We start from the raw sequence: 23,810 nt of genomic DNA on the forward strand, positions 1-23,810 counted from the left end.
CGCCACCACCATCTTCGCCCTCTTCATGGCCGGCACCGTCGCCCTCGGCCTCCTCGCCGTCCGCGGGAGAGGGAAGCAGGGCGGGCTCGCCGAGTGGTCCGTGGGCGGGCGCAGTCTCGGGGCCGTGTTCATCTGGGTGTTGATGGCGGGGGAGGGGTACACGAGCTTCTCCTACCTCGGGGCCGCCGGGTGGGGGTACAACTTCGGGGCGCCGGTTCTTTACGTCGTCGCCTATATGTCCTGCGGGTACGCCGTCGGATACGTCGTCGGGCCCACCCTCTGGGCCTACGCCCGGCGGCACGGGCTCGTCAGCATCACCGACATGGTCGCCCACCGGTACGGGAAGCCCTGGCTCGGTGCGGTCATCGCGCTGCTCGCGACCGTCTTTCTGCTGCCGTACATCCAGTTGCAGATCACGGGGATGGGTGTTGTCGTCTCGACCATCTCGTATGGGGCCATCAGCCTCAACTGGGCCTATTTCATTGGGTTTGCCGTCACTGTTGGATTCGTCGTCGTCAGTGGGCTGCGCGGGAGTGCCTGGGTTTCCGTCCTGAAAGACCTTCTCGTCATCGTCACCCTCGCCTTTCTCGCCGTCTATGTCCCGCTGCACTACTTCGACGGCTACGGGGACTTCCTCCACCGGGTCACCAGTGAGAAGTCCGCCTGGCTCACCCTCCCGGGCTCCGGCGGCAGCCCGTACGGCACCGGGTGGTTCGTCACCACCTCCTTCCTCAATGCCCTGACCGTCGTCATCTTCCCGACCACCGTCGCCGGGTATCTGGGGGCGAAGAGCGCCGACGGGCTGCGGCGCAACGCCATCTGGCTGCCCGCCTACAACGTGCTGCTGTTCGTGCCCATGCTGCTCGGGATCGCCGCGCTGTTCGTCGTGCCGGGGCTTGCCGGAGCCGGGTCCAATCTCGCGCTCTTCGAGCTCGTCGTGGATTCCCTGCCCGCCTGGGTCGTGGGAGTCGTCGGTGTCGCCGCCGCGTTGTCCTCGATCGTGCCGATGGCCGTGTTCATGCTCGTCATCGGGACGATGTGGGGGAGCAGTGTGCTGCCGCTCGTGCCGCGGTGGCGGGGGGCTGTGCGGCAGCGGGTCGGGTCGCAGGTCGTGGTCGTCGTCGCCGGGGCGCTCGCGCTCGTCATGACGTATGCCGCGCCCAACACCCTCGTACGGCTGTCCCTCATCTCGTACGAGGGGATGGCCCAGCTCGTGCCGATGGTGCTGCTCGGCCTTGTGTGGCGGAAGCTCTCCCTCGTCGGAGCTCTCAGCGGGCTCGTGGTCGGGGTCGTCATCGTGTGCGTCCTCGTGTTCAGCGAGCACGACCCTGTCCTCGGCGTGAACGCGGGCATCCTCGCGCTCGGGGTCAATCTCCTTGTGGCGCTGGGGGTTTCGTTCGCGTACGAGAGTCCGGCCGATCGGGCGGACCCGCGGCCGGACGACATCGTGCTCGCCCGGGATCCGATCAGCGAGGACGGCGAGCCCGCCGCCGAGGAACCTGCCGTGTCCGCAGGCTAGGAGCCTGCCGTGTCCGTGTCCGTGTCCGCAGGCTGAGCACCACGACAGCCGCCAGGACGCCCAGGCCCGCCGACACCCACAGCGCCACGTCCGCGCCCCGCGCCAGGGAGTCCGTCGACGTCGACACCGCGATCATCAGCGCGACGCCCGCCGCCGAACCGATGTAGCGGGCCGTGTTGTTGGCGCCCGAGCCCATCGCGGCCCGCTCGGCGGGGACCGACTCGACGGCGAGCTGGGGGAGGGCCGCGTTCAGCAGGCCGCTGCCCGTGCCGGAGATCAGGAGGCCGGGGAGGAGGCGGGCCCAGGAGCCGGGGCCGGAGGTGGACGCCGCGCCCAGCATGGTGAGGGTCGCTGCCGTGTGCAGGGTGAAGCCGATGGCGAGTTGGTGGCGGGGTGAGACGTGGCCTGCCAGGCGCCGGGCCTGGAGCGCGATCACGAACGAGACGCCCGACCAGACCATGAACAGCCACGCCGTGTCCATCGCCGACAGGCCCACCGTGTGCTGGAGCAGCGTCGGCAGGTAGCTGAAGAGCGCGATCACGGACAGGCCGGTGAACAGGGCGCCCGCCGCCGACGCCAGGAACGGCGGCTTGCGGAGGAGGTCCAGGTCCAGCAGGGGTGTGGACGTGCGGCGTTCCACGATCGTGAATGTCCACGCCAGCGCCGCCGACGCGATCAGCAGGAGCGCCACCGGTGCGCGCAGCCAGCCGTCGCGGCCGAGCGTGAGCGCGGCGATGAGGGCCACGAGGGAGAGGGCTAGCGTCGCGGCTCCTGCCGCGTCCGGGCGGCCGGCCCGTGGAGAGCGCGACTCCGTCACCGCACGCGGGACGAGCGGTGCGATCGCCAGCGTGAGCAGGCCCAACACCCCGTATGCGAGGCGCCAGTTCGCCGCCGCCGCGATCCCGCCCGCCGCGACCGGGCCGAGCGCGATGCCGCCGCTCACGAACGCGCCCCACACGCCCGTGGCACGTATCCGGCCGGGGCCCGCGGGGAAGGCCCGGACGAGCAGGCCGAGGCTGCTCGCGAGGATCGCCGCGCTCGCCGCGCCCTGGGCTACGCGGGCCAGCGTGAACTGCCAGGTGTTCGAGGCGAGCGCGGCGAGCATGGTGGTGATGCCGAGCGCCACCGTTCCGTACAGGAAAGTCCTGCGGCGGCCGTAGTCGTCGGCGAGGCCGCCCGCGATCAGGAGGAGCGCGGCGAGGCCGAGCGGGGTGCCGTTCAGGAGCCATGCCTGGCCGGAGAGGCCGGTGCCGAGGGACGCGGCGGTGTCGGGGAGCGTCACCATCGGCGCGGTGTACGTCATGAGGGCCAGTGCGGTCGCGGCGCTGGTGACGGCGAGGGTGGCTGCCGGGCGTGGCGTGGAGCGGGGAGGTGCCGAGGGGTCTGCTGTGCGTACCGCCTCTGACAGCGAGCGCGACATGGGTCTGCCTCTCCGGAATGGGGTGAGTTCACGTTTAAGTTCAATGAATGAACTTCTGTGGTGTGGTGACCGTAGCATTGAAAGTTCGTTCACTGAACCTTGAACCGGAAAATTGGCTACAGTGGGGGCATGGCACTGGGTAAGGACTACGCCGCGCAGGAGTGCTCGATCGCCCGCGCCCTTGAGGTCGTCGGGGAGCGCTGGACGCTGCTCGTGATCCGGGACGCCCTCTACGGGGTGCGGCGCTACAACGACTTCCTCGTCCACCTCGGCATCCCGCGCGCCGTCCTCGCCTCCCGGCTCCAGGCGCTCACCGCCGCGGGGATCCTGGAGAAGCGGCCGTGCGCACAGGCTCCGCGCCGCCATGAGTACGTGCTCACGGAGCAGGGGTGCGCCCTGTGGCCGACCCTGCGCGCGCTCGGGTCCTGGGGGCGCGACAACTTCTCCGACGCCAAGCCGCTGCGGTACTTCCGTCATGCGGAGTGCGGCACGGAGCTCGGTGCGTACGGGGAGTGCCCGCGCTGCGGAGCCGTCGTGCCGGTCGCGGACGTCGAGATGGTGCCGGGGCCCGGGCTCGATCCGGACCCGGTGGATCCGGTCAGCCGCGCGCTGCTGGCGCCCCGCAGGCTCCTTCAGCCGGTCGAGACGGATCCTGTATAACGGGCAGTACGCATATTCGTATTCGCATGTACGAGGGAGGAGGCCCCGTGAGAGACGTCGTCCGGAACGCGAAGGCGGCACTGCGGCCCGCCCTCCTCCTGCTCTTCGTGCTCGTCGAGGTCGTCCTCGTCGACACCGGCAGCCTCACCGCCGCCGTCGCGCTCGCCGCGACCGCCGCGGCCGGGTCGGCCCTCGCCGTCTGCTCCCTGCTCGCCGCGCGCAGCGCGCCCGCCGTGCCGCGCACCCGCGTCCGCACGGCCATCCGCGACCGCGAGCAGCGCACCGCCTTCCTGCCCCAACGCGACCCCGACGCCCGGGGCCGCACACGTCCCCGAGCACCCGGCCGTCTCGTCATGACGGCCGCGTAGGCCGCGTAGGGACCTTTCGCAGCGACAACTCCCTCGCGCCCTTCGCGGGTCGTCACGCCGTCACGCCGTAAGGCGTTCCCTCTCCCGGCACGACGAGACCCTCGGAGGGCTCACCCATGTCCGTCTTCGCCAGCCTGGTCGAGCACCTGGCCGACCTGCTGAACCCGCTGTTCCACGCGTCGGCGACCGCCGCCGCCATCATCCTGTTCACCGCCTTCGTGCGCCTTCTCGTGCACCCCCTGTCGCGGGCCTCCGCGCGCGGGCAGAAGGCGCAGGCGCGGCTGCGGCCGCGCATCACCGAGCTGCGCGAGAAGCACAAGAAGAACCCGGAGAAGATGCAGAAGGCGATCATGGAGCTGCATCGCGAGGAGAAGGTCTCGCCGCTCTCCGGCTGTCTGCCGAGCCTCTTCCAGCTGCCCGCCTTCTTCCTGCTCTACCACCTCTTCTCCAACTCGGAGATCGGCGGCGAGACCAACAAGCTGCTCGGGCACACGCTCGGCGCGGCCCCGCTCGGCGGGCGGTGGGCCGACGCCCTGGGGGACGGCGGGGTCTTCGGGGCGCAGGGCCTGGTCTACCTGGTGCTCTTCGCGATCGTCGCAGCCGTCGCCACCTTCAACTACCGGCGGACCAAGCGGCAGATGGCGGCCAATCCGACGCCGGCCGTCGGCACTGGTGACGCGCCTCAGGTGCCCGGTATGGGGGCCATCACCAAGTTCATGCCGCTGATGTCGTTCATGACCCTGTTCACCGTGGCGGTCGTGCCGCTGGCCGCCGCTCTGTACGTGGTGACCAGCACCACGTGGAGCGCGGTCGAACGGGCCGTCCTTTACCGGGACATGCCGGGAGTTAACGGGGCGCTCGCTACTGCCGGGTAACGGTCCAGTACGTGAACCGGGTCTTGCATAGCGGACAGATTCCTCGGAGGATCGACCAAACCTCCGATGGCCGCACCCCATCGGCCGGGAAGGCCCCGACCCCTGTCCTCCTCAGGCGGGGCCCCGCTCGACCAAGGGAGATTGACCATGAAGCTGCTGCGTGTAGGCACGGCGGGCGCCGAGCGTCCCGCGCTGCTCGACGCCGAGGGGACCCTGCGGGACCTGTCCGGGATCGTCGCGGACATCGACGGCGCGCTGCTCGCGGACGACGCCGCCCTCGCCCGGGTGCGGGCGGCCGCCGCGTCGGGCGAGCTGCCGGTGCTCGACGCGACGGGGCTGCGCGTCGGGCCCCCGGTCGCACGCATCGGCAAGGTCGTCTGCATCGGCCTCAACTACCACGACCACGCCGCCGAGACGGGCGCCGCGACCCCCGCCGAGCCCGTGGTCTTCTTCAAGGCGGCGGACACGGTGGTCGGTCCCGACGACACCGTTCTCGTCCCCCGCAAGTCGGTGAAGACCGACTGGGAGGTGGAGCTCGCGATCGTCATCGGGCGGACCGCGCGCTACCTGGAGTCGCACGAGGAGGCGCTCGCGCACGTGGCCGGCTACGCGGTCGCGCACGACGTGTCGGAGCGGGAGTTCCAGATCGAGCGCGGCGGCACCTGGGACAAGGGCAAGAACTGCGAGACGTTCAACCCGCTGGGCCCCTGGCTCGTCACCCCGGACGAGGTCGGGGACCCGCAGGCCCTCTCCCTGAAGCTGTGGGTCAACGGCGAGCTGAAGCAGGACGGCTCGACCTCCGACCAGATCTTCCCGGTGGCGGAAGTGGTGCGCTACGTCAGCCAGTTCATGACCCTGTACCCGGGGGACGTCATCAATACGGGCACCCCGGCGGGCGTCGCCATGGGGCAGCCGGAGCCGAAGCCGTACCTGCGCGCCGGGGACGTCGTGGAGCTGGAGATCGAGAAGCTCGGGCGGCAGCGGCAGGAGCTGAAGTCGGCGTAGGGAGAGGCCGGCTCGCCGTGGAGCGGGACGAGTCGGCGTAATGGGGTAACTGTCCGGCCGTTCGGGGAGGGCGCGCGCGTCCCTCCCCGCCGCGCCGCCCGCTTTGCGCATATTGCCCTCTATGACGAAAAAGAGCGCAGTACGCGGCCGGACCCTCTCCATCGCGGTGGCGGTGGCCGGTGCCGCGGCACTCGTCGGGGTCCTCGCCGGGCACGGCGTGGCCGACCCGCTCCCCGACGGGCTCGGCCCGTGCCTCGGCAGCGAGTGCCCGGACGACTACGACGACCCCAACAACGGGTCGATCGCGGGCCGCGACAGCAACATCAACATCTTCGTCGGCGAGGACATGCGGGTGCGCCAGGCCGCGGCGGAGGCCGAGGGCAAGGTCGTGGTGCTCGGGAACTTCGACATGAACAAGCGCGCCGGTGTCTCGCAGGTCTACAACGTCGGCGTCGTCGGCGTCGGCTCCCGCGTCCCGCCGCCCAACGGCAGCGACTTCCTCACCGTCCGCAAGGACCTGAGCGTCGCCGCCGGGCAGCGGCTGCTCGCCGAGGAGGGCTCGACCAGCGGCGTCGTGCGGTACGGCGGCAACCTCAGCGGCACGGTGATCCCGAAGCCCGTCCAGGACCCGACGGCGGGCGACAAGTACACCGGGCTCTCGCCCCAGCTGCAGTCGGCGAGCCACTGCTACGCCTACGACCAAGGGGTGGCGCGCAAGGCCACGGGCACCGCGGTCAACGACGGTTCCACCACGACCTTCACCGGCGACGGGACGTCCGCCATCCAGGTCTTCAACGTCGACTTCGACCTGGTGAGCAGGAGCGGCGGCGACGAGGGCATCGCCTTCCGGAACATCCCGGCGAACGCCACGGTCCTGGTCAACCTGACCGGTGACGCCCGCGCCATCCGCACCTACACGGGCACCTTCCCGGGCGGGCTGCGCGAGCGGCTGCTGTGGAACTTCCCGGACGCGAGCACGGTGACGCTCGCGGGCAGCGGGCAGTTCCAGGGCGCCGTCCTGGTCGGGCAGCCGGGCAGCGAGACCACGGTGACGCTGCCCGGCATGAACGGGCGCTTCTTCACGGTGGGTTCGCTCACCCACTCCTCGATCAACGGCGGCGGCCAGGAGTTCCACGCCTACCCGTTCAACGGGGACCTGCCGACGTGCGGCCAGCTGAACCCCACGGTGTCACCGACCCCGACCCCCACGCCCACGCCGACCCCCACCAAGTCCCCGACCCCGACCCCGACTCCGACCAAGTCCCCGAGCCCGACGCCGAGCCCCTCCAGGACCACCCCGAAGCCGACGCCGAGCCCGACCCGCAGCGAGCCGGGGACCGTCGGCGGCCTCACGACGGGCGGCTCCACCGGAGGCGAGCAGCTCCCGGACACCGGTGCCCGGGCGTCCACGAAGGAGCTCGCCGTCGTCGGGGCCATCTCGGCGGCGCTGGTCACCGCCGGAGCGACTCTGGTGATCGTCGTCAACCGTCGCCGTCGCACCGCTACGGAGAGCTGAACCGCTCCAGAGCCTCCACCACCAGCGCGTGGTCGGCCAGTTGAGGCAGGCCCGACACGGTGACCGTGCCGATGACGCCCGCGCCCTCGACCCTGACCGGGAAGGCCCCGCCGTGGGCCGCGTACCGGTCGGGGTCGAGGCGCGAGGAGTCCTCGAAGGTCGTGCCCTTGGCCCGGAACCGGGAGCCCACCAGGTACGACGAGCAGCCGTAGCGCTCCACGACGCGGCGCTTGCGTGCGATCCAGGCGTCGTTGTCGGGCGTGGAGCCGGGCAGCGCGGCGTGGAAGAGCTGCTGGCCGCCGCGGTGGATGTCGATCGCGACAGGCGCCTCGCGCTCACGGGCGAGCTGCACCAGGAGCGAGCCGAGGGCCCAGGCGTCCTCGTACGTGAAGCGGGGCAGGGTCAACCGCCGCTCCTGCGCTTCGAGTTCGTCGACGGTGGGTGTGGGTGTGGGTGCCGTGCTCACAGCGTCACCGTCACGCCGTCGCGGGCCGAGCGGCGCGCGGCCTCCAGGACGTCCAGGGCGGCGGCCGCCTCGTGGGCGGTGACCGGGTTCGGGCCCTGGCCGCGCAGGGCGGCGGCGACGGCCGCGTAGTACGCGGGGTAGTCGCCGGGCAGCGTCTCGACCGGGCGGCCGCCGCCGGTCAGCGGGGACTCGCCGGAGCCGACGCGGCCCCACATGCACTCGGCCTCCACGCCCCAGTCCTGGCCGGCTGCCTCTTGGCCGTCCCGGCCGCCCGCCGAGGGCCGCTTGCCCTCGCGCAGGGCCGCCTCCTGCGGGTCGAGCCCGTACTTCACATAGCCCGCCGAGGAGCCGAGCACCCGGAAGCGCGGGCCGAGTTGGGCGGTGGTGGCGCTCACGTACAGGTGCGAGCGGACGCCGTTCGCGTGCGTGATCGCGAGGAACGTGTCGTCGTCGGCCTCGGCGCCCGGGCGGCGCACGTCCGCCTCCGCGTACACGGCGGCCGCGGGGCCGAAGAGGACGAGGGCCTGGTCGACGACGTGGCTCCCCAGGTCGTACAGCAGACCTCCGATCTCCTCCGGGTTCCCGGACTCGCGCCAGCCGCCCTTGGGTTGCGGCCGCCACCGCTCGAAGCGGGACTCGAAGCGCCACACTTCGCCCAACTCGCCCTCGGAGAACAGCTGTTGAAGGGTGCGGAAGTCGTTGTCCCAGCGGCGGTTCTGGAACACGGAGAGCAGCAGGCCGCGCTCGTCGGCGAGGGCGGCGAGCTCACGCGCCTCGGCGGCGGTGCCCGCGACCGGCTTGTCGACGACGACGGGCAGGCCCGCCTTGAGGGCGGCGGTGGCCAGCGGGACGTGGGTCTTGTTCGGCGACGCGATCACGATCAGGTCGAGCTCGTCGGCCCGCTCCCACAGCTCGTCGGCCGAGGCGACGGTGCGCAGACCGTCCCCGAACTCGGCGCGGGCCTGTGCCTGCCGCTCGGGGTTCGAGGTGACCACCGTGTCGAGGGTGAGGCCCTCGGTGGCGGCGATCAGGGGGGCGTGGAAGACGGAACCCGCGAGGCCGTAGCCGATGAGGCCGACGCGGAGGGGCGCGTGGGGGGCGGTGTCGGTCGGGGAGGTCATGCACTCCACTTAAGCAACGCTGTTGCCAAAGTGCAAGCGGTGCGGACAATGGGTGGGTGGACAGGACACCGACAGCTCAGCCCGCAGGGGTCAACCTCCTTGCGCTGCGCGGGCACAACGCCGCCCTCGTGCTCGACCTGCTGCGCGCGGCGGGCGAGGACGGCATCAGCAGGCTGGAGCTGGCCGCGCGCACCGGGCTCACCCCGCAGGCCGTCAGCAAGATCACGGCCCGGCTGCGCGGCCAGGGCCTGGTGGCGGAGGCGGGACGCCGGGCCTCGACGGGCGGCAAGCCGCGCACGGTCCTGCGCCTGGTGCGCGGCGCCGCCTCGGCGGTCGGCCTGCACCTGGACCGGGACGAGCTGCGCGCGGTCCGCGTCGACCTGCTCGGCCGGGTGGTCGAGGAGCGCCGGTGCCCGCTGGACTTCGGGGCGGGGCCGGAGGCGGTGGTCGAGGTGGCGGCGGCGCGGGTGCGGGATCTGGTGGCGGGCGCGAGCGACTTGTCCGGGCCCGGGTCGGAGGAGGGCTCTGTGCCGGACCCCGCGCCGGACCCCGCGCCGGGCTCCGTGCCAGGCTCCGTGCTCGGTGTCGGGGTCGCCCTGCCGGGCCCGCTCGACCACGCGCACGGCGTGCTGCACCGGGTCACCGGCTTCCCCGAGTGGGACGGCTTCGCGCTGCGGGACGTCCTCGGGGAGCGGCTCGGCCTCCCGGTCGCCGTCGACAAGGACACCAACGCCGCCGCGCTCGGCCTCGCCCTCACCGGCGGCGCCGACTCCTCCGCGTCCTCGGCCTCCTCCGCGTCCCCGGTATCCCCGGCGTCCTCCTTCGCCTATCTCCACCTCGGTACGGGACTCGGGGCCGGGCTGGTCCTCGACGGCTCCCTCTACCGTGGCGCGCGCACCGGGGCGGGCGAATTCGGCCACCAGGTACTCCAGTTGGACGGCCCGCTCTGCGACTGCGGTGAGCGCGGCTGCGTCGAGGCCCTCTGTCTCGCGGCGGTCCGTGAGGGTGCCACCGACGAGGCGGCGCGCGTGCTCGGGGTGGCCGCGGGAAATCTGGTCAGCCTGCTCGACATCGACCGGGTGCTGCTCGGGGGCCGAGTCGTTCTCGCTGCTGAGGACCGTTTCGTACGGGGGGTTGGGGCCGTGCTCGACGAGCGTGCCCGGCGCGGGGGCGGGGATGCGCGGGTGCCGGTCGCGGTGGCGGCGGGCGGGACCCGAGCGGTCGCCGAGGGGGCCGCACAACTGGTCCTCGCACCACTTTTCGGCCGGGCTACTGTGGCCTTTCCCGCCAATCGGAATTGACGGAAACTCGGCTGATGGAGGGGACTTTGGCGGCCGGTTGGTCCTAATGGGCCACGCGAGGCCGGTGAGGTCGCGCGCGCGTGGCAGGGTCCTGGGCCACGACAGGTGAACGTCGGCCCGCGTCGGGCTCTCCTTTCCGGCCGGGTACCGCCTGTGTGTTCCGGTTCCGCGCCCTGCCGCTCCAGCAAAGGCTCTTCATGCGTCTCCGCAGTTCCCTTGCCTTCGGTGTCACCGCCGCTGCCGCCGCCACCCTCGCGCCCGCCGTGGTGGGCTCGCCCGCCGTCGCGGACGAGGGCAACAGCGTCCTCAACAGCAACGTGTGCGCGGTGACGGGGCTGTTCGGCGGGATGATCCCGGACTCGTCCTGCGGCGGGGCACAGGCGGACGCGGCGGCGACGATCGACACGACGCAGACACAGCCCCAGCAGCCTCAGGTTCAGCAGCCCCAGGCTCAGCAGCCCCAGGCTCAGCAGCCCCAGGTTCAGCAGCCCCAGGCCCAGCAGCCGCAGGCGCAGCAGCCCCAGGTTCAGCAGCCGCAGGCCCAGCAGCCCCAAGCTCAGCAGCCGCAGGCTCAGCAACCTCAAGCGCAGCAGCCCCAGGCCCAGCAGCCGCAGGCGCAACAGCCCCAAGCCCAGAAGCCCCAGCCCCAGCAGCCCCGCCCCAACGAGGCCCTCACCAGCACCACCCCGACCACGGCCCAGCCCACCTGTGCCACCACCGCGAACAGCAACGCCTTCCCCATCAAGACCGCCATCCACGACGGCCCCACCACCTACGTCCCCGGTGGCGGTTTCCAGAACTGGACGGTCGACCTCACCAACACCACCGGTGACAGCTGCGGCAACATCCACCCGGTCGTCGTCTTCGTCGACCAGGAGGGGACGCTCAAGGCGCAGCAGCCGCAGCTGGAGTTCTACGACGGGTCGCGCTGGCGGCCCGTGCCCTTCACGCACACCGGGAAGAACGAGAACGTCGGGGTCTTCGACGACGGCTTCGCCGGCTTCACGGTCCCTCCGGGGCAGACCGTGTCCGTGAAGGTCCGGCTCTCCTTCACCTCCGACACCGCTCCCAACCACGTTGTCGCCAACGCCGCGATCGTGCAGCGCCGCGCCGACGACGGGGACTGGGTGGGGCAGTCCAACGACTACCCCTTCGAGATCGTCGCCTCCGGGGAGGCGGACAAGGAGCACACCGGCTCCACGTCCCCCCGCCCGGACGCGGCGGAGCTCGCCAAGACAGGCTCGGGTGCCATGCCCGGGCTTGGGGTCACCGCCGGCGCCTTCCTCCTCGGCGGCGGTGCCCTCGTGGTGGGATATCGGCGCCTTCGCAGGCGCTGAACCAGCCGTTCCCGCCACCTTCCGGAAGACCGCGCCCGTGCCGCTCCAGCCGAAGCAAGACCGGCGGCACGGGCGCGGTCGCGTGTCCGGGGCACGCACCCCTCACCGCGACACCGTGCGTTCACTTTCACGTTCACGAACGTCTGCGAACATCCCCCCGTGGACATCCCGAACCTCCGTGACCTGGCGCCCGGCGCGCCCATCCGCTCCGGCATCCCCGAGCACGGCCGCATACCGAAGTACTACGCGGTCAAGGCCAAGATCTCCCGGCTGATCGAGGAGTTGGGGGACGGGCAGCCGCTGCCCACGGAGCGCGATCTCGCGGTGCGCTTCGAGGTCGCCCGCGAGACCGTGCGGCAGGCGCTGCGCGAGCTGATCCTGGAGGGGCGGCTGAGGCGGCAGGGGCGGGGCACCGTCGTCGCGGGCCCCAAGCTGGAGCAGCCGCTCTCGCTCGCCAGCTACACCGAAGGCGTACGGCGGCAGGGGCGCACCCCCGGCCGCACGCTCATCTCCCTGGACCGCTTCCCCTGCTCGGCGGCGCTCGCGCCCGAGGTCGGGGTCGAGGAGGGCGAGCCGGTCTGGCACATGGAACGGGTGCTGCTCGCGGACGAGGAGCGGGTGGGCCTCGAGTCCACCTATGTGTCGGTGGCCCGGGCGCCGCGCCTGGAGGGCGAGTTCGAGCCCGACTCGTCCTTCTACGCGTATCTGCGCGAGCACCTCGGGATCTCCTTCGGGGACGCGGACGAGCGCATCGAGACGGTCCTGGCCACGCCCCGGGAGGCGCTGCTCATCGGGACGCCGCCCGCGCTGCCGATGCTCCTGATCCACCGGCTGTCCCGGGACACCGCGGGCCGGCCCCTGGAGCGGGTGCGCACCCTCTACCGGGGCGACCGGTTCTCGTTCACGACGCGGCTCGGCGGATATGGGGACGAGCTGGGCTGAACGGCCCTTGCGCGCGGGGCGATCGACCCGTTCGGGTAACGGCGAGGTAACGGGTCTAGGCCATCTTTGGGTGGGCGTTCACCGTCCCGTTGCCCTTCGGTCCCGCGCGGGACACCGGCCGCAAGGAGCGTTGCCGCCGTGAGAGTCATCGTCGTAGGAGCCGGCGTGGTGGGCACCATGCACGCCTGGCACGCAGTGGAACGCGGCCACGAGGTCGTCCAGATCGAGCGCGAGAGCGAGGCGCGCGGGGCCTCGCTCCGCAACTTCGGACAGATATGGGTGAGCGGCCGGGCGGGCGGCGAGGAGCTCGAAACCGCCCTGCGGGCACGGGAGTTGTGGGAGGGGATCGGGGCGCGCGTGCCGGGCCTCGGCTTCCGCGCCAACGGCTCCCTCACCCTCGTACGCAATGAGAGGGAGCGGGCCGTCGCCGAGGCGGCGCTGGCCAGACCCGACGCCGCCGCGCGCGGCTACAAGCTGCTGACCGGTACGGAGGCGCGCGAGGTCAACCCGGCCCTGCGCGGCGACTTCACGGCGGCCCTGTACTGCGAGCGGGACGCCGCCGTCGAGCCGCGCACCGCCCAAGTCCAGTTGCGGGAAGCCCTGTCGGCCGGCCCCCGCTACACCTTCCTGCCGGGCCGTGAGGTGCGCGAGGTCATCGGCGAGAGCGCCGTCCGCGACGACCACGGCGACGTGCACACCGGGGACGTGGTCGTGCTCGCCACCGGGGCCTGGCTCGGCGGGCTCGTCCGGGAGCTGGCCGGGCCCGAACTCCCGGTGCGCCGCGTCCGGTTGCAGATGATGCAGACCGAACCGCTCGGCGAGACCCTGACCACGTCCGTCGCGGACGCCGACAGCTTCCGCTACTACCCGGCGTACGCCTCGCCCGCGCTCGACGAGCTGAACGCCGGGCAGGCGCAGGCGCCGACCGCCGCCGCCCACAAGATGCAGCTGCTGATGGTGCAGCGCGCGGACGGCGGGCTGACCATCGGCGACACCCACGAGTACGAGCACCCCTTCGCCTTCGACACCGTCGAAGAGCCCTACGACCACCTCGCCGAGGTCGTCGAGGGCTTCCTCGGCCGCCCGCTGCCGAAGATCAGGCGGCGCTGGGCCGGGGTGTACGCGCAGTGCGTCGACACGAGCCGGGTCGTGCACCGGCAGCAGGTCCGCGAGGGCACCTGGCTGGTCACCGGGCCCGGCGGGCGCGGCATGACCTGCTCGCCCGCGATCGCCGAGACAACCGCCAACGAGCTGGGATGGTGAGGGAGTTGACCGACGACATTCGACTGGTCGTGCTGGACATGGCCGGGACCACCGTCGCCGACGGGGGCCTCGTCGAGCAGGCGTTCTCGGCGGCGGCGGAGAGGCTCGGGGTGGCGCCCGGGTCCGCCGACCACGAGGAGAAGCTCGACTATGTCCGCGCCACCATGGGCGAGTCCAAGATCTCCGTCTTCCGGCATCTGTTCGGGGACGAGACGCGCGCCCAGGAGGCCAACGTCGCCTTCGAGAAGGCATACGGGGAGCTGGTCGACGGCGGCCGCATCGCCCCCGTCCCCGGGGCGCGCGAAGCCATCGAGGAGCTCAAGTCGGCCGGAAAGGCAGTGGTGTTGACGACCGGGTTCGCCCGGGTCACCCAGGACGCCATCCTTGACGCGCTCGGCTGGCGCGACCTCGTCGGGCTCACCCTGTGCCCCGCCGACGCGGGCGGCCGGGGGCGGCCCTTCCCCGACATGGTGCTCGCCGCGTTCCTGCGGACGGGGGCGGCGGACGGGGTGCGGGAGATCGCGGTCGCCGGGGACACGGCGTACGACATGCGCAGCGGGGTCAGGTCCGGGGCCGGGGTCGTCGCCGGTGTGCTCACCGGGGCGCACGACGAGGCGGTGCTGCGGGAGGCCGGGGCCACGCAGGTGCTCGGCTCGGTCGCCGAACTCCCCGCGCTGCTCAGGGGTGTTGAGGAATGAGCGCGGCCCCCGCCCGGAGCGGCATCCGCTTCGACCGCGTCTCCGTCGCCTACAGCGGCACCGTCGTCCTCGACGCCCTCGACCTGACCGTCGAACCCGGCGAGGTCATGGCCCTGCTCGGCCCCTCCGGCTCCGGCAAGACCACCGCGCTGCGGGCCGTCGCCGGGTTCGTCCGGCCGGTGTCGGGGCGGGTGTTCATCGGGGAGCGCGACGTCACGGGGCTGCCGCCGCACCAGCGGGGGATCGGCATGGTCGTCCAGCAGTACGCGCTCTTTCCGCACCTGCGGGTCGCGGACAATGTCGCCTTCGGCCTGAAGGCGCAGAAGGCCGCGAGGGCTGAGATACCGGGGCGGGTGGCCGAGGCCCTGGAGATGGTCGGGATGGGGGAGTACGCGCGGAGGTACCCGCGCGAGCTGTCCGGCGGGCAGCAGCAACGCGTCGCCATCGCGCGGGCGCTGGCGATCCGGCCGGGGGTGCTGCTCCTGGACGAGCCGCTGTCCGCGCTCGACGCGCAGCTGCGCTCCGGGATGCTGGCCGAACTCGCCCGGCTGCACCGGGAGTTGCCCGATGTGTCGATCCTCTACGTGACCCATGACCAGGTCGAGGCGCTGACCCTCGCCGACCGGATCGCCGTGATGGACCGGGCGCGGCTTCAGGACTGCGGGACGCCGCAGGAGCTGTACCGGGCGCCGAAGAGCGAGTTCACGGCTTCGTTCGTGGGCAACGCGAATCTCCTGGCGGTGACCGTGGGGGAGGCCGGTGTCACCTTCGGGGACGCCGAGCTCAAGGTCGACACGGGGGCGGCCGGGGTGGGCGCGAGCGCCACGCTGTGTGTGCGGCCGCATCTCGTCGGGCTCGGGGACGGGCCCAACTCCCTTACGGGGAAGGTGTCCGAGGTGCAGTGGCGGGGGGCCACGCATCGGCTGTACGTGGAGGTGGCGGGGCAGCCGGTGAAGGCCGACCTCCGAGAGCTGAAGGCGCCGCCGTCGATCGGGGACGAGGTGACGTTGCACTTCGCGCCCGAGGACGCGGTGCTGCTGTCGGCGGGGGTGAGCAAGGATGGCTAGCGTCGTACTCGGGACCCGGGCGGGGAAGGCGGCCACGTCCCGTACCCGCATACCGAGGTTCGTGTGGGCCCTGCCCCCCGTCGCCCTGCTCGGACTCGTCTTCCTCTACCCCCTCGCCCTCGTCGTCCAGCAGTCCGTGCAGCCCGACACCGGGGGGACCTCGCTCGCGCCCTACTCGGACGTGTTCGCCTCCGAGGCGTTCCGGGAGGCGCTCGGGACCACCGTGTGGCTGGCCGTCGGGGCCACCGTCGGGTGTCTCGTGCTCGGGTTCGCGCTCGCGCTGGTCATCGCCTTCGTGCCGTTTCCCGGAGGGAAGGCCGTCGCCAAGTTCATCGACGTCTTCCTCTCCTTCCCGTCCTTCCTCATCACGCTCGCGCTGCTGTTCATCTACGGCACGAAGGGCATGGCGAACGGGATCTGGACCGATGCGACCGGGGCCGCCGACGGGCCCTTCCAGTTCCTCACCACCCCGTGGGGCGTGCTGCTCGCCGAGATCACGTACTTCACGCCCTTCGTGATGCGGCCGCTGCTCGCCGCCTTCTCGCAGCTCGACACCGCTCAGCTGGAGGTGGCGTCGAGTCTCGGGGCGCGGCCCCTGCGCGTCGTGCGGCAGGTCATCCTGCCCGAGGCGCTGCCCGCGCTCGCCGCGGGCGGGAGCCTCGTCCTTGTCATGTGTCTCAACGAGTTCGGGATCGTCCTCTTCACGGGGGCCAAGGGCGTCACGACCCTGCCGATGCTCGTCTACAGCAAGGCCATCCTCGAGTCCGACTATCCGGCGGCCTGTGTCGTCGCCGTCGTCAACATCGCGATCTCCGTGGGGCTTTACGGCATCTACCGGGTGGTGAGCCGTCGTGTTGGTGCATAGCCGCAAGGGGAAGTGGGCGACCTGGGTCGTCTTCTTCGTCTTCTTCCTGCCGCTCTTCGCGCTGCCGTTGCTCGTGATCCTGGCCGCTTCCTTCTCCTCCCACTGGTCGGGGGCCTTCCCGTCCGGGTTCACCGCCGAGCACTACTCGGCCGCCACCCGGGGCGAGTCGCTGAAAGCCCTCACCACCAGCCTCGTCACGGCCGTCACCGCCAGCCTGCTCGCGCTGACCGCGGGGGCGTGGGCCGCGCTCGCCGCCGCCTCGTTGAAGAAGGGCGGCAAGAGGGTGCTCGACGCGCTCTTCATGCTGCCCGTCGCCGTGCCGTCCGTCGTGGTCGGGCTCGCCGTCCTGGTCGCCTTCAGCAAGCCGCCGATGATCCTCAACGGCACGCGCTGGATCGTGATCCTCGCGCACGCCATTCTTGTCACGGCGTTCGCCTACCAGTCGGTCTCGGCCGCCATCCTGCGTCTCGACCCCGCGTACGAACAGGCCGCCGCCTCGCTCGGCGCCCGGCCCGCGTACGTCCTGTGGCGGGTGAAGCTGCCGCTCCTGCTGCCGTCCCTCACGGCGGCCGCCGGGCTCTGCTTCGCCCTGTCCATGGGCGAGTTGAGCGCCACGATGATGCTCTACCCGCCGAACTGGATGCCGCTCCCGGTGCAGATCTACGCGGCCACCGACCGGGGCGCCACCTTCACCGGGGCCGCCGTCGCGGTGGTCCTGATGGCGGCGACGCTGCTCGTGCTCTTCGCCGTGTCCCGCATCCGCACCCGCGCCTCCTACCGCTGAACTCCCCTTCCCCTCAAGGCCCTCAAGGTTCCCCAAGGTTCTTCAAGGAGTACGAAACGTCATGCACCGGCTTACCTCCGCCCGCGCGCTCGCCGCCGCCTGTGGCAGCCTCGTCCTCGCCGGCTCGCTCACCGCCTGCGGCGGCGACTCCGCCGCGTCCGACGCCAAGGAAGTCACCGTCTACAGCGCCGACGGCCTCAAGGGCGAGAACGGCGACGGCTGGTACGACCAGGTCTTCAAGGACTTCGAGAAGAAGACCGGCATCAAGGTCAACTACGTCGAGGGCGGCTCCGGCGAGATGGTGCAGCGCGCCGTCCGCGAGAAGTCCAACACCCAGGCCGACGTCATCATCACCCTGCCCCCGTTCATCCAACAGGCCGACGAGAAGGGCCTGTTGCAGGCGTACAAGCCGAAGGGCTCGGAGGAGGTCGACGGCGCGAACAAGGCCGCCGACGGTAAGTGGACCGCCGTCGTCAACAACTACTTCGGCTTCATCTACAACAAGAAGGAGCTGGCGGGCGGCAAGGCCCCCAAGACGTGGGAGGACCTCACCGACTCCACGTACAAGAACAAGGTGCAGTACTCCACGCCCGGCGTCGCGGGCGACGGCACCGCCGTGCTGATCAAGGCCATGCACGACTTCGGCGGCAAGAAGCCCGCCCTGGACTACTTGAAGAAGCTCCAGTCCAACAACGTCGGCCCGTCCGCCTCCACCGGCAAGCTCGCCCCCAAGGTCGACAAGGGTGAGCTGCTCGCCGCCAACGGCGACGTGCAGATGAACTACGCCCAGTCCAAGGACATGCCGAACCTCGGCATCTGGTTCCCGGCCACCGAGAAGGACCCCGGCAAGCCCACCACCTTCGCGCTGCCGTACGCGGCCGGGCTGGTGAACAAGGCCCCGCACAGCGCCAACGCCAAGAAGTTCCTCGACTATCTGCTCGGACAGAAGGCGCAGCAGCAGGTCAGCGAGGTCGGCGGCGGCTTCGCGGCACGCAAGGACATCAAGGCGACCGACGAGAACGCCGTCGCCCTCGACAAGCTCATGGACGGCGTCGACGTCTTCGAGCCGGACTGGGACGACATCTCCGAGAACCTCCCGTCGTACGTGGAGGACTGGAAGTCGGCAACCGGCAGCTGAGAGTTCACCGCGCGGCTCTGGCCCCAGAGCGTTCGATAGCGAAAAGATAACGGGTATGGACCCAACGCCCCTGAGAAATCAGGGGCGTTGGTGTGCGCCAGCGCCCTCACCCCACACTTGGAGGACCACGTGTCGTCAGGCATCACCCGCCGCTCACTGCTCGTCTCCACCGCAGCCCTCGCCGCCTCCGCGGGACCCGTGGCCGCCGTCGCCCGGGCGGCTTCCCGCGCCGCCAAGACCCCCAAGGTCCTGGTCATAGGTCTCGACGGGACCCTGCTCGGCAGAGTCAAGGACGCCGCAGCGCCCACCCTCAAGGGCCTGATGGCGGCCGGGCTCACCGCGCCCAGCAGCATCTACGCCAACCCGCTCGCGCCCACCTCCTCGGGCCCCGGCTGGTCGACCCTCATCACGGGTGTCTGGCCCGACAAGCACAAGGTCGTCAACAACGAGTTCACCGGCCACAACCTGGCCCAGTACCCGGACTTCCTGACCCGCGTCGAGCGCGCGAAGCCGGACCTGAAGACGTACGCGGTGTCCTCCTGGGCCCCGATCACCGACATCATCTTCTCGGCCGAGGTCGACCAGCGCGTCTCCACGCCGGGCGCCGAGTACGACACGGGCACCACGTCCCGCGCCGTCGAGCAGGTGAAGAGCGGCGACCCGGACGCCGTCTTCGTCCAGCTCGACAACGTCGACCACGCGGGCCACACCTACGGCGCCGCCAGTCAGCAGTACCTGGACGCGATCCACGGCGTCGACGCCCAGGCCGGGCAGATCATCGCGGCCGTCACGTCCCGTGCCACGTACGGGAACGAGGACTGGCTCATCATGATCACCGCCGACCACGGGCACACCGACGCGGGCGGCCACGGCGGCTCCAGCTGGCCGGAGCGGCAGACCTTCATGATCGCGACCGGGGGCGGGGTGAGCGCCGGTTCGGTCCGGTACGACGTCCGCATGCCCGACGTCGCCGCGAGTGCCCTCGCCCATCTGGGCGTGCCCGTCGACCCGGCCTGGGGCCTGGACGGCCGCCCCGTGCAGCAGCCCTCCCCGGACGCCTTCGACGCCCTGCGGGGCAAGCTCCAGAAGCGGGTCGACGAGACCGGGATCGGCGCCGACGTCATCGGCTTCACACACACCCCGCCGAGCGGCTGGAGCGTCGAGAACGCGAAGATGGGCACCGGCGGCGTCACCGAGTGGCGGGGCTGGTCCTTCACGACGGATGAATTCTGGACGAAGGCCGAGCGCGACCAGCAGCGCGAGAACAACATCCGCGCCCGGAACGTCTTCGCGGTCGCGGACGGCGACGAGTGGTCGGACAAGCCCGTCTCCGGCACCTTCGACTCGACGCTGATCAGCCCCGCGTACGAGGTGCGCGGCGGCGCGCGGGCCACGCTCACGTACACGACGTACTACCGCCAGGAGGCCCCGCAGAAGGGCGAGGTCCTCGTCTCGTACGACGGCGGGGCGCCGGTCGCGGTGAAGACCTACACCGCCGACACCCCCTCGGTGGTCGAGACCGTCCGCCTCGATGTGCCCGCGGGCGTGCGGAAGGCACAGGTCCGCTTCCGCTACACCGGGGGCAACAACTGGTACTGGGTGATCGACGGGGTCAAGATCACGGCATCCTGATTAGGCTGGGGGCGCCGGCACAGCGCTGTCCCGGCGCCCCAGGCAACCCGTACACCGCAGGAGTGCACCCCATGGCAGAGCTCAAGCCCATCGAATCGTGGCTCACCGACATGGACGGCGTGCTCATCCACGAGGGGGTCCCGATCCCCGGCGCCGACGCGTTCCTGAAGAAGCTCCGCGAGTCCGGCAAGCCCTTCCTGGTCCTCACCAACAACTCCATCTACACCGCCCGTGACCTCCAGGCCCGGCTGACCCGCATGGGCCTGGAGGTGCCGGTCGAGAACATCTGGACGTCGGCGCTGGCCACGGCCCAGTTCCTCGACGCGCAGCGGCCGGGCGGCACGGCGTACGTCATCGGGGAGGCGGGCCTCACGACGGCGCTGCACGACATCGGGTACGTCCTGACCGACCACGCCCCCGACTACGTGGTCCTCGGCGAGACCCGTACCACCGAAACATATTTGGCCCTGACCTGCGATTTGTCGCCCACGGTGACGAGACTTAAACGGCAAGTCCACCATCACAGAAGGCCCTCCCAAGATACCGGGAGGGCCTTCTGTGTTGCAGGGGAACCGTGTGTCAGATGCGGTCGACCAGGTCTGCGATGGAGTCGACGACGTGCGTCGGCGTGTACGGGTACTGATTGATGCTCTGACGATTGCTCAGGCCGGTCATCACGAGGTACGTCTCCATGCCGGACTCAAGACCCGCGAGCACGTCGGTGTCCATCCGGTCGCCGATCATCGCGGCCGTCTCGGAGTGGGCGCCGATCTTGTTCAGGCCGTGCCGCATCATCAGCGGGTTCGGCTTCCCGATGAAGTACGGGTCCTTACCGGTGGCCTTGGCGATCAGGGCGGCGACCGAGCCAGTTGCCGGCAGAGGGCCTTCTGCCGAGGGTCCGGTCTCGTCCGGGTTGGTGCAGATGAACTTGGCTCCCGCGTTGATCAGACGCACGGCCTTCGTCATGGCCTCGAACGAGTACACCCTCGTTTCGCCCAAGATGATGTAGTCGGGGTCGACGTCGGACATCGTGTAGCCGACCTCGTGCAGGGCCGTGGTCAGACCGGCCTCGCCGATGACGTACGCCGAGCCTCCAGGCCGCTGCGAATCGACGAACTGCGCCGTCGCGAGAGCGGAGGTCCAGATGTTGTCGACCGGCACTTCGAGGCCCATGCGGGCCAGGCGGGCTTGAAGGTCGCGGGCGGTGTAGATCGAGTTGTTCGTCAGGACCAGGAAGGGCTTGCCCGAGTCCTGGAGCTTCTTCAGGAACCGGTCGGCGCCGGGGATCGGTACGCCCTCCTGAATGAGGACGCCGTCCATGTCGGTAAGCCACGCCTCGATCGGCCTGCGCTCGGTCATGATCTCCAACCCTTCGGCCTCACGGGCCTTACATGCCGTGTGATCTGCATCGCCAGCCTACGGGACGCGGCATGGCCGAAATCGAGATGCAGGTGACCGGTGAGTAACTGCAAGTCCCGATCGGCGTATCTGCGTTGCAGAAGTGACCGCTGCGGAGTGTGACCTGTGCATGCCGACAGGTCAGGGTTTAGTTCATTTTGGTCCGCCAAATATCTTATGGATCGCGTATGTGCACCGTGCAAAGATGTAGCCCCGGGCGACGGTCGAATGAGCGTTCGAGTCGCCCCGGGTGAAGGGGAACACACCAGTACAAGCCTTCGGGGGGCCTGCCTTGCTTCCTTCTGCATCTTTGCGACACCTCGACGAAGAGGTACCCACTCGTCAGCGCGTCAAGGGACGCCCAGCCGTCGTCGCGACAGCCTTCGGTCTGGGGCTCGTCTGCGTCAGCCTGAGCGTGTCAGCCGGGCGGCTGACCTATCAGGCCGCACAGCATGAGGGGACGACCGTGCTCGCGGCGGGCGTCTCCTCCGATGGACAGGCCCGTGTGGGGTCCAACTCCCGCGAGACCTCCGTGGAGCCTGTGGATCAGACGGCAGACCTCTTGCGGGCTATCTCGGGGCCCGGCGAAGCCGGGGGGATCAGGATCAGCGAGCGTGTTCGTGGCGAGCTGATCGAGAAGCTGAAGAGGTCAGGTCTGACGGCGGAGGAAGCCGTCGAGGTGGTCGATACGGGGGAAGTCCCGAAGTCGCTGCACCACCACATCCGCGGTGTGGCCAAGGGGGGCCGGGCTCTGCCGCAGCCCATTACGGAAGCGCTCCAGTACCTCGACGGGAAGCCGGAGACCGTTGGTGTGTCCGAGGGGAACGCGGAGGAGAAGGGTAAGCGGGGCAAGCACGCGGGCGGAGATGGCCAAGAGAAGGGCCCCAAGGAAGGCAAGGGGAAGCACAGGGGGAAGAAGGACAAGCGCGAGGGCGAAGAGGGGTCGGCTTCCGGCCACGGTGAGAAGGGCGGGGAGGGGCAGTCAGGTGTCGAGGCGCTTGTCGTGGTTCCGGCCGGTGGTGCTGGGGAGGAGCACCACACGGACGACTACGACACGGGTGACGCGCTTGGCGATCTTGTGGACTCCCTGAACCCGTTCCAGGGGTGGAGCGTCAACCTCTATGCGGTCGAGCAGTCTGTCGTGACCCCGGTCTCGGAGTCGCCGGAGGAGGTGAAGGTGGTGGTGACGACGGAGACCAGTATCGGCATCACCGTGACCACTGAGATCACCAAGAAGGCTGACGAGGCAGCGCCCACGCTCGTAACTCAGGCCGTCGATAGCGCTACGGGGCAAGAGCTGACGGACCCGATCACTGCGAAGGCGCCGAGCATCGACGCCGTGTCCGCCGTGGCCCTCGGACAGCTTGCGCAGGGGATATGGGAGGCGAAGACGGACCCCAAGGAGCAGCCTGTCGACTCCGCCGAACCCACTGAGCAGATGAGCGAGGGGGAGACGGGCTCCGAGACGGCTGTCGGTTCCGCCAGCACCGAGGCAGAGATTCCTGCCGAGGGGTCAGAAGCCGGTGACGGGCTGTCCGGTGAGCCGCTGGGCGATCTGCCACAGCATCCCGCCGCGTGACGCTTTCATGAGCACCTTGTCGCCGGGCAGGAGGATCTTTTCGAGGAAGTCGGCGGCCGTCTTGTTGTCGGCGACCATGGCGAGGTGCTCGACTCCGTGGTGCCCGGCGTAGAGAACCATCTGCTTCACCATGTCGCCGCCGACTCCGATCACGATGTCGACGCCCAGCTCGCCCGCCATCCGGCCGACGTTGCGGTGGGCTTCCACGGCCTCGTCGCCCAGCTCCAGCATCTCGCCCAGAACGGCGATGGTGCGACCGCCCTGCGGCTTGGCTGCCGTGTCAGTGGCGGTGCCGCCTGCCTCGGTCATCGAAGGTCTCCGTTGTTCAGGGGAGCGAAGGTGATTGCCCGTCCCGTGTAGGAGGCGGACAGACGGCTAAGCGGGGCATGGTCGTGAGTCTGGCCCCAGCTCGACGGGTCCCTGAAGTGGACCGTGGGGTTGGGGCCAGATTCGCATCCGCGCAGGATGATGAGGTGTCCGCCTGACCGGCCGTCCTCGGGGAGCTGCTCGGTGACGGACACGATGAGTGGTGCTTCCTCGAGTCGCGCCGGCAGCTCCTCGGCGGGAACGGGTTCGGCGGTCGAGGGAACTCCCAGCTCGGTGGCCAGGCGGGCGATCCCTGCGTGCAGTGCTCCACGGGGCGTCAGGACGTCGCCCTTGACCGCGAGTTTCAGGAGTTCCGTAACGGTCGGCGCCTCTCGCCCGTAGGCCAGGAGGATCATCCGCAGAGATGCCAGGCCGCACGCCCGGTTGGACCACTCCATCCGGTCCCCGAGTGCCCACCCCCCGTGGAGATCCCATTCGGCGGGGTCGATGAGCTGACGGCACATAGGGACTTCGTGGACGTGCGGCAAGG

23 protein-coding genes and 1 pseudogene are annotated in these 23,810 nt (G+C 70.6%); 18 read left to right on the forward strand and 6 right to left on the reverse strand.

Annotation, left to right across the window (positions count from 1 at the left end):
- The first annotated feature begins 25 nt into the window (after positions 1-25).
- Complete coding sequence (locus tag ACFWYM_RS27560) at positions 26-1,519, forward strand: sodium:solute symporter (protein ID WP_384843095.1); 1,494 nt, start codon at positions 26-28, stop codon at positions 1,517-1,519.
- Here ACFWYM_RS27560 and ACFWYM_RS27565 read toward each other — a convergent pair.
- Complete coding sequence (locus tag ACFWYM_RS27565; RefSeq protein ID WP_384842769.1) at positions 1,467-2,939, reverse strand: MFS transporter; 1,473 nt, start codon at positions 2,937-2,939, stop codon at positions 1,467-1,469. The genes ACFWYM_RS27560 and ACFWYM_RS27565 overlap by 53 nt on opposite strands.
- Before the next feature lie 129 nt (positions 2,940-3,068).
- On the opposite strand from ACFWYM_RS27565, the gene ACFWYM_RS27570 reads away from it, so the two are divergent.
- From ACFWYM_RS27570 to ACFWYM_RS27590, 5 genes are all read left to right on the forward strand, one after another.
- Complete coding sequence (locus ACFWYM_RS27570) at positions 3,069-3,599, forward strand: winged helix-turn-helix transcriptional regulator (protein WP_384842772.1); 531 nt, start codon at positions 3,069-3,071, stop codon at positions 3,597-3,599.
- Between the two features lie 26 nt (positions 3,600-3,625).
- Positions 3,626-3,967: a DUF6412 domain-containing protein gene (locus ACFWYM_RS27575; protein WP_384842775.1), complete on the forward strand. Its 342-nt coding sequence runs from the start codon at positions 3,626-3,628 to the stop codon at positions 3,965-3,967.
- Positions 3,968-4,083: 116 nt separating this feature from the next.
- Positions 4,084-4,842: a YidC/Oxa1 family membrane protein insertase gene (locus tag ACFWYM_RS27580; RefSeq protein WP_384842778.1), complete on the forward strand. Its 759-nt coding sequence runs from the start codon at positions 4,084-4,086 to the stop codon at positions 4,840-4,842.
- A gap of 147 nt (positions 4,843-4,989) precedes the next feature.
- A complete protein-coding gene (locus ACFWYM_RS27585) occupies positions 4,990-5,847 on the forward strand; it encodes a fumarylacetoacetate hydrolase family protein (protein WP_384842780.1) in 858 nt (285 codons plus the stop codon).
- A gap of 121 nt (positions 5,848-5,968) precedes the next feature.
- Positions 5,969-7,363: a choice-of-anchor A family protein gene (locus ACFWYM_RS27590; protein WP_384842783.1), complete on the forward strand. Its 1,395-nt coding sequence runs from the start codon at positions 5,969-5,971 to the stop codon at positions 7,361-7,363.
- Here ACFWYM_RS27590 and ACFWYM_RS27595 read toward each other — a convergent pair.
- On the reverse strand, positions 7,350-7,829 hold the full coding sequence (locus ACFWYM_RS27595) for a heme-degrading domain-containing protein (RefSeq protein WP_384842786.1): 480 nt from the start codon (positions 7,827-7,829) through the stop codon (positions 7,350-7,352). The two genes, ACFWYM_RS27590 and ACFWYM_RS27595, sit on opposite strands and share 14 nt — an antisense overlap.
- Positions 7,826-8,950 (reverse strand): Gfo/Idh/MocA family oxidoreductase, encoded by a 1,125-nt coding sequence (locus ACFWYM_RS27600; protein WP_384842789.1) that lies wholly within the window; start codon positions 8,948-8,950, stop codon positions 7,826-7,828. Before ACFWYM_RS27600 ends, ACFWYM_RS27595 begins: the two co-directional genes overlap by 4 nt.
- Before the next feature lie 56 nt (positions 8,951-9,006).
- On the opposite strand from ACFWYM_RS27600, the gene ACFWYM_RS27605 reads away from it, so the two are divergent.
- The 11 genes and pseudogenes from ACFWYM_RS27605 to ACFWYM_RS27655 all read left to right on the forward strand — a co-directional run.
- Entirely contained in the window at positions 9,007-10,251 is a 1,245-nt protein-coding gene (locus ACFWYM_RS27605) for an ROK family protein (RefSeq protein WP_384842792.1), read from the forward strand.
- 197 nt (positions 10,252-10,448) lie between these two features.
- On the forward strand, positions 10,449-11,588 hold the full coding sequence (locus tag ACFWYM_RS27610) for a hypothetical protein (protein ID WP_384842795.1): 1,140 nt from the start codon (positions 10,449-10,451) through the stop codon (positions 11,586-11,588).
- Between the two features lie 159 nt (positions 11,589-11,747).
- The gene (locus ACFWYM_RS27615) at positions 11,748-12,530 is read left to right on the forward strand and encodes a GntR family transcriptional regulator (protein ID WP_384842798.1); all 783 of its coding nucleotides are present in this window, start codon (positions 11,748-11,750) and stop codon (positions 12,528-12,530) included.
- 138 nt (positions 12,531-12,668) lie between these two features.
- On the forward strand, positions 12,669-13,793 hold the full coding sequence (locus ACFWYM_RS27620) for a TIGR03364 family FAD-dependent oxidoreductase (protein ID WP_384842801.1): 1,125 nt from the start codon (positions 12,669-12,671) through the stop codon (positions 13,791-13,793).
- 5 nt (positions 13,794-13,798) lie between these two features.
- Positions 13,799-14,491: a phosphonatase-like hydrolase gene (locus ACFWYM_RS27625; RefSeq protein ID WP_384842804.1), complete on the forward strand. Its 693-nt coding sequence runs from the start codon at positions 13,799-13,801 to the stop codon at positions 14,489-14,491.
- On the forward strand, positions 14,488-15,558 hold the full coding sequence (locus tag ACFWYM_RS27630) for an ABC transporter ATP-binding protein (RefSeq protein WP_384842807.1): 1,071 nt from the start codon (positions 14,488-14,490) through the stop codon (positions 15,556-15,558). Before ACFWYM_RS27625 ends, ACFWYM_RS27630 begins: the two co-directional genes overlap by 4 nt.
- Positions 15,551-16,423, forward strand: a complete 873-nt coding sequence (locus tag ACFWYM_RS27635; RefSeq protein WP_384842810.1) for a 2-aminoethylphosphonate ABC transporter permease subunit — start codon at positions 15,551-15,553, stop codon at positions 16,421-16,423. Before ACFWYM_RS27630 ends, ACFWYM_RS27635 begins: the two co-directional genes overlap by 8 nt.
- Entirely contained in the window at positions 16,410-17,207 is a 798-nt protein-coding gene (locus tag ACFWYM_RS27640) for an ABC transporter permease (RefSeq protein ID WP_384842813.1), read from the forward strand. Before ACFWYM_RS27635 ends, ACFWYM_RS27640 begins: the two co-directional genes overlap by 14 nt.
- A 61-nt stretch (positions 17,208-17,268) precedes the next feature.
- The gene (locus ACFWYM_RS27645) at positions 17,269-18,345 is read left to right on the forward strand and encodes a 2-aminoethylphosphonate ABC transporter substrate-binding protein (protein ID WP_384842816.1); all 1,077 of its coding nucleotides are present in this window, start codon (positions 17,269-17,271) and stop codon (positions 18,343-18,345) included.
- A gap of 129 nt (positions 18,346-18,474) precedes the next feature.
- Positions 18,475-19,977 carry an alkaline phosphatase family protein gene (locus tag ACFWYM_RS27650; RefSeq protein WP_384842819.1) on the forward strand — a complete coding sequence of 501 codons (1,503 nt, stop codon included), beginning with the start codon at positions 18,475-18,477 and terminating at the stop codon, positions 19,975-19,977.
- A 71-nt stretch (positions 19,978-20,048) separates the two neighbouring features.
- A pseudogene (locus tag ACFWYM_RS27655) lies at positions 20,049-20,426 on the forward strand (TIGR01457 family HAD-type hydrolase); the annotation flags it as partial.
- A 130-nt stretch (positions 20,427-20,556) separates the two neighbouring features.
- On the opposite strand, the gene ACFWYM_RS27660 reads toward ACFWYM_RS27655, so the two are convergent.
- Positions 20,557-21,336, reverse strand: coding sequence for an HAD-IIA family hydrolase (locus ACFWYM_RS27660; RefSeq protein WP_384842822.1), 780 nt, complete (start codon positions 21,334-21,336; stop codon positions 20,557-20,559).
- Between the two features lie 349 nt (positions 21,337-21,685).
- Between ACFWYM_RS27660 and ACFWYM_RS27665 the strand changes: the two genes are divergently transcribed.
- Positions 21,686-22,954 carry a hypothetical protein gene (locus ACFWYM_RS27665; RefSeq protein ID WP_384842824.1) on the forward strand — a complete coding sequence of 423 codons (1,269 nt, stop codon included), beginning with the start codon at positions 21,686-21,688 and terminating at the stop codon, positions 22,952-22,954.
- Here ACFWYM_RS27665 and ACFWYM_RS27670 read toward each other — a convergent pair.
- Both ACFWYM_RS27670 and ACFWYM_RS27675 read right to left on the reverse strand, forming a co-directional pair.
- Complete coding sequence (locus ACFWYM_RS27670; RefSeq protein ID WP_384842827.1) at positions 22,889-23,263, reverse strand: glutamate ligase domain-containing protein; 375 nt, start codon at positions 23,261-23,263, stop codon at positions 22,889-22,891. The two genes, ACFWYM_RS27665 and ACFWYM_RS27670, sit on opposite strands and share 66 nt — an antisense overlap.
- Positions 23,260-23,676: a hypothetical protein gene (locus tag ACFWYM_RS27675; RefSeq protein WP_384842830.1), complete on the reverse strand. Its 417-nt coding sequence runs from the start codon at positions 23,674-23,676 to the stop codon at positions 23,260-23,262. The genes ACFWYM_RS27670 and ACFWYM_RS27675 overlap by 4 nt, the downstream gene beginning before the upstream one ends.
- Positions 23,677-23,810: the final 134 nt, after the last annotated feature.

The sequence above is a fragment of the Streptomyces sp. NPDC059009 genome (assembly GCF_042740175.1).
Classification (GTDB): Bacteria; Actinomycetota; Actinomycetes; order Streptomycetales; family Streptomycetaceae; genus Streptomyces.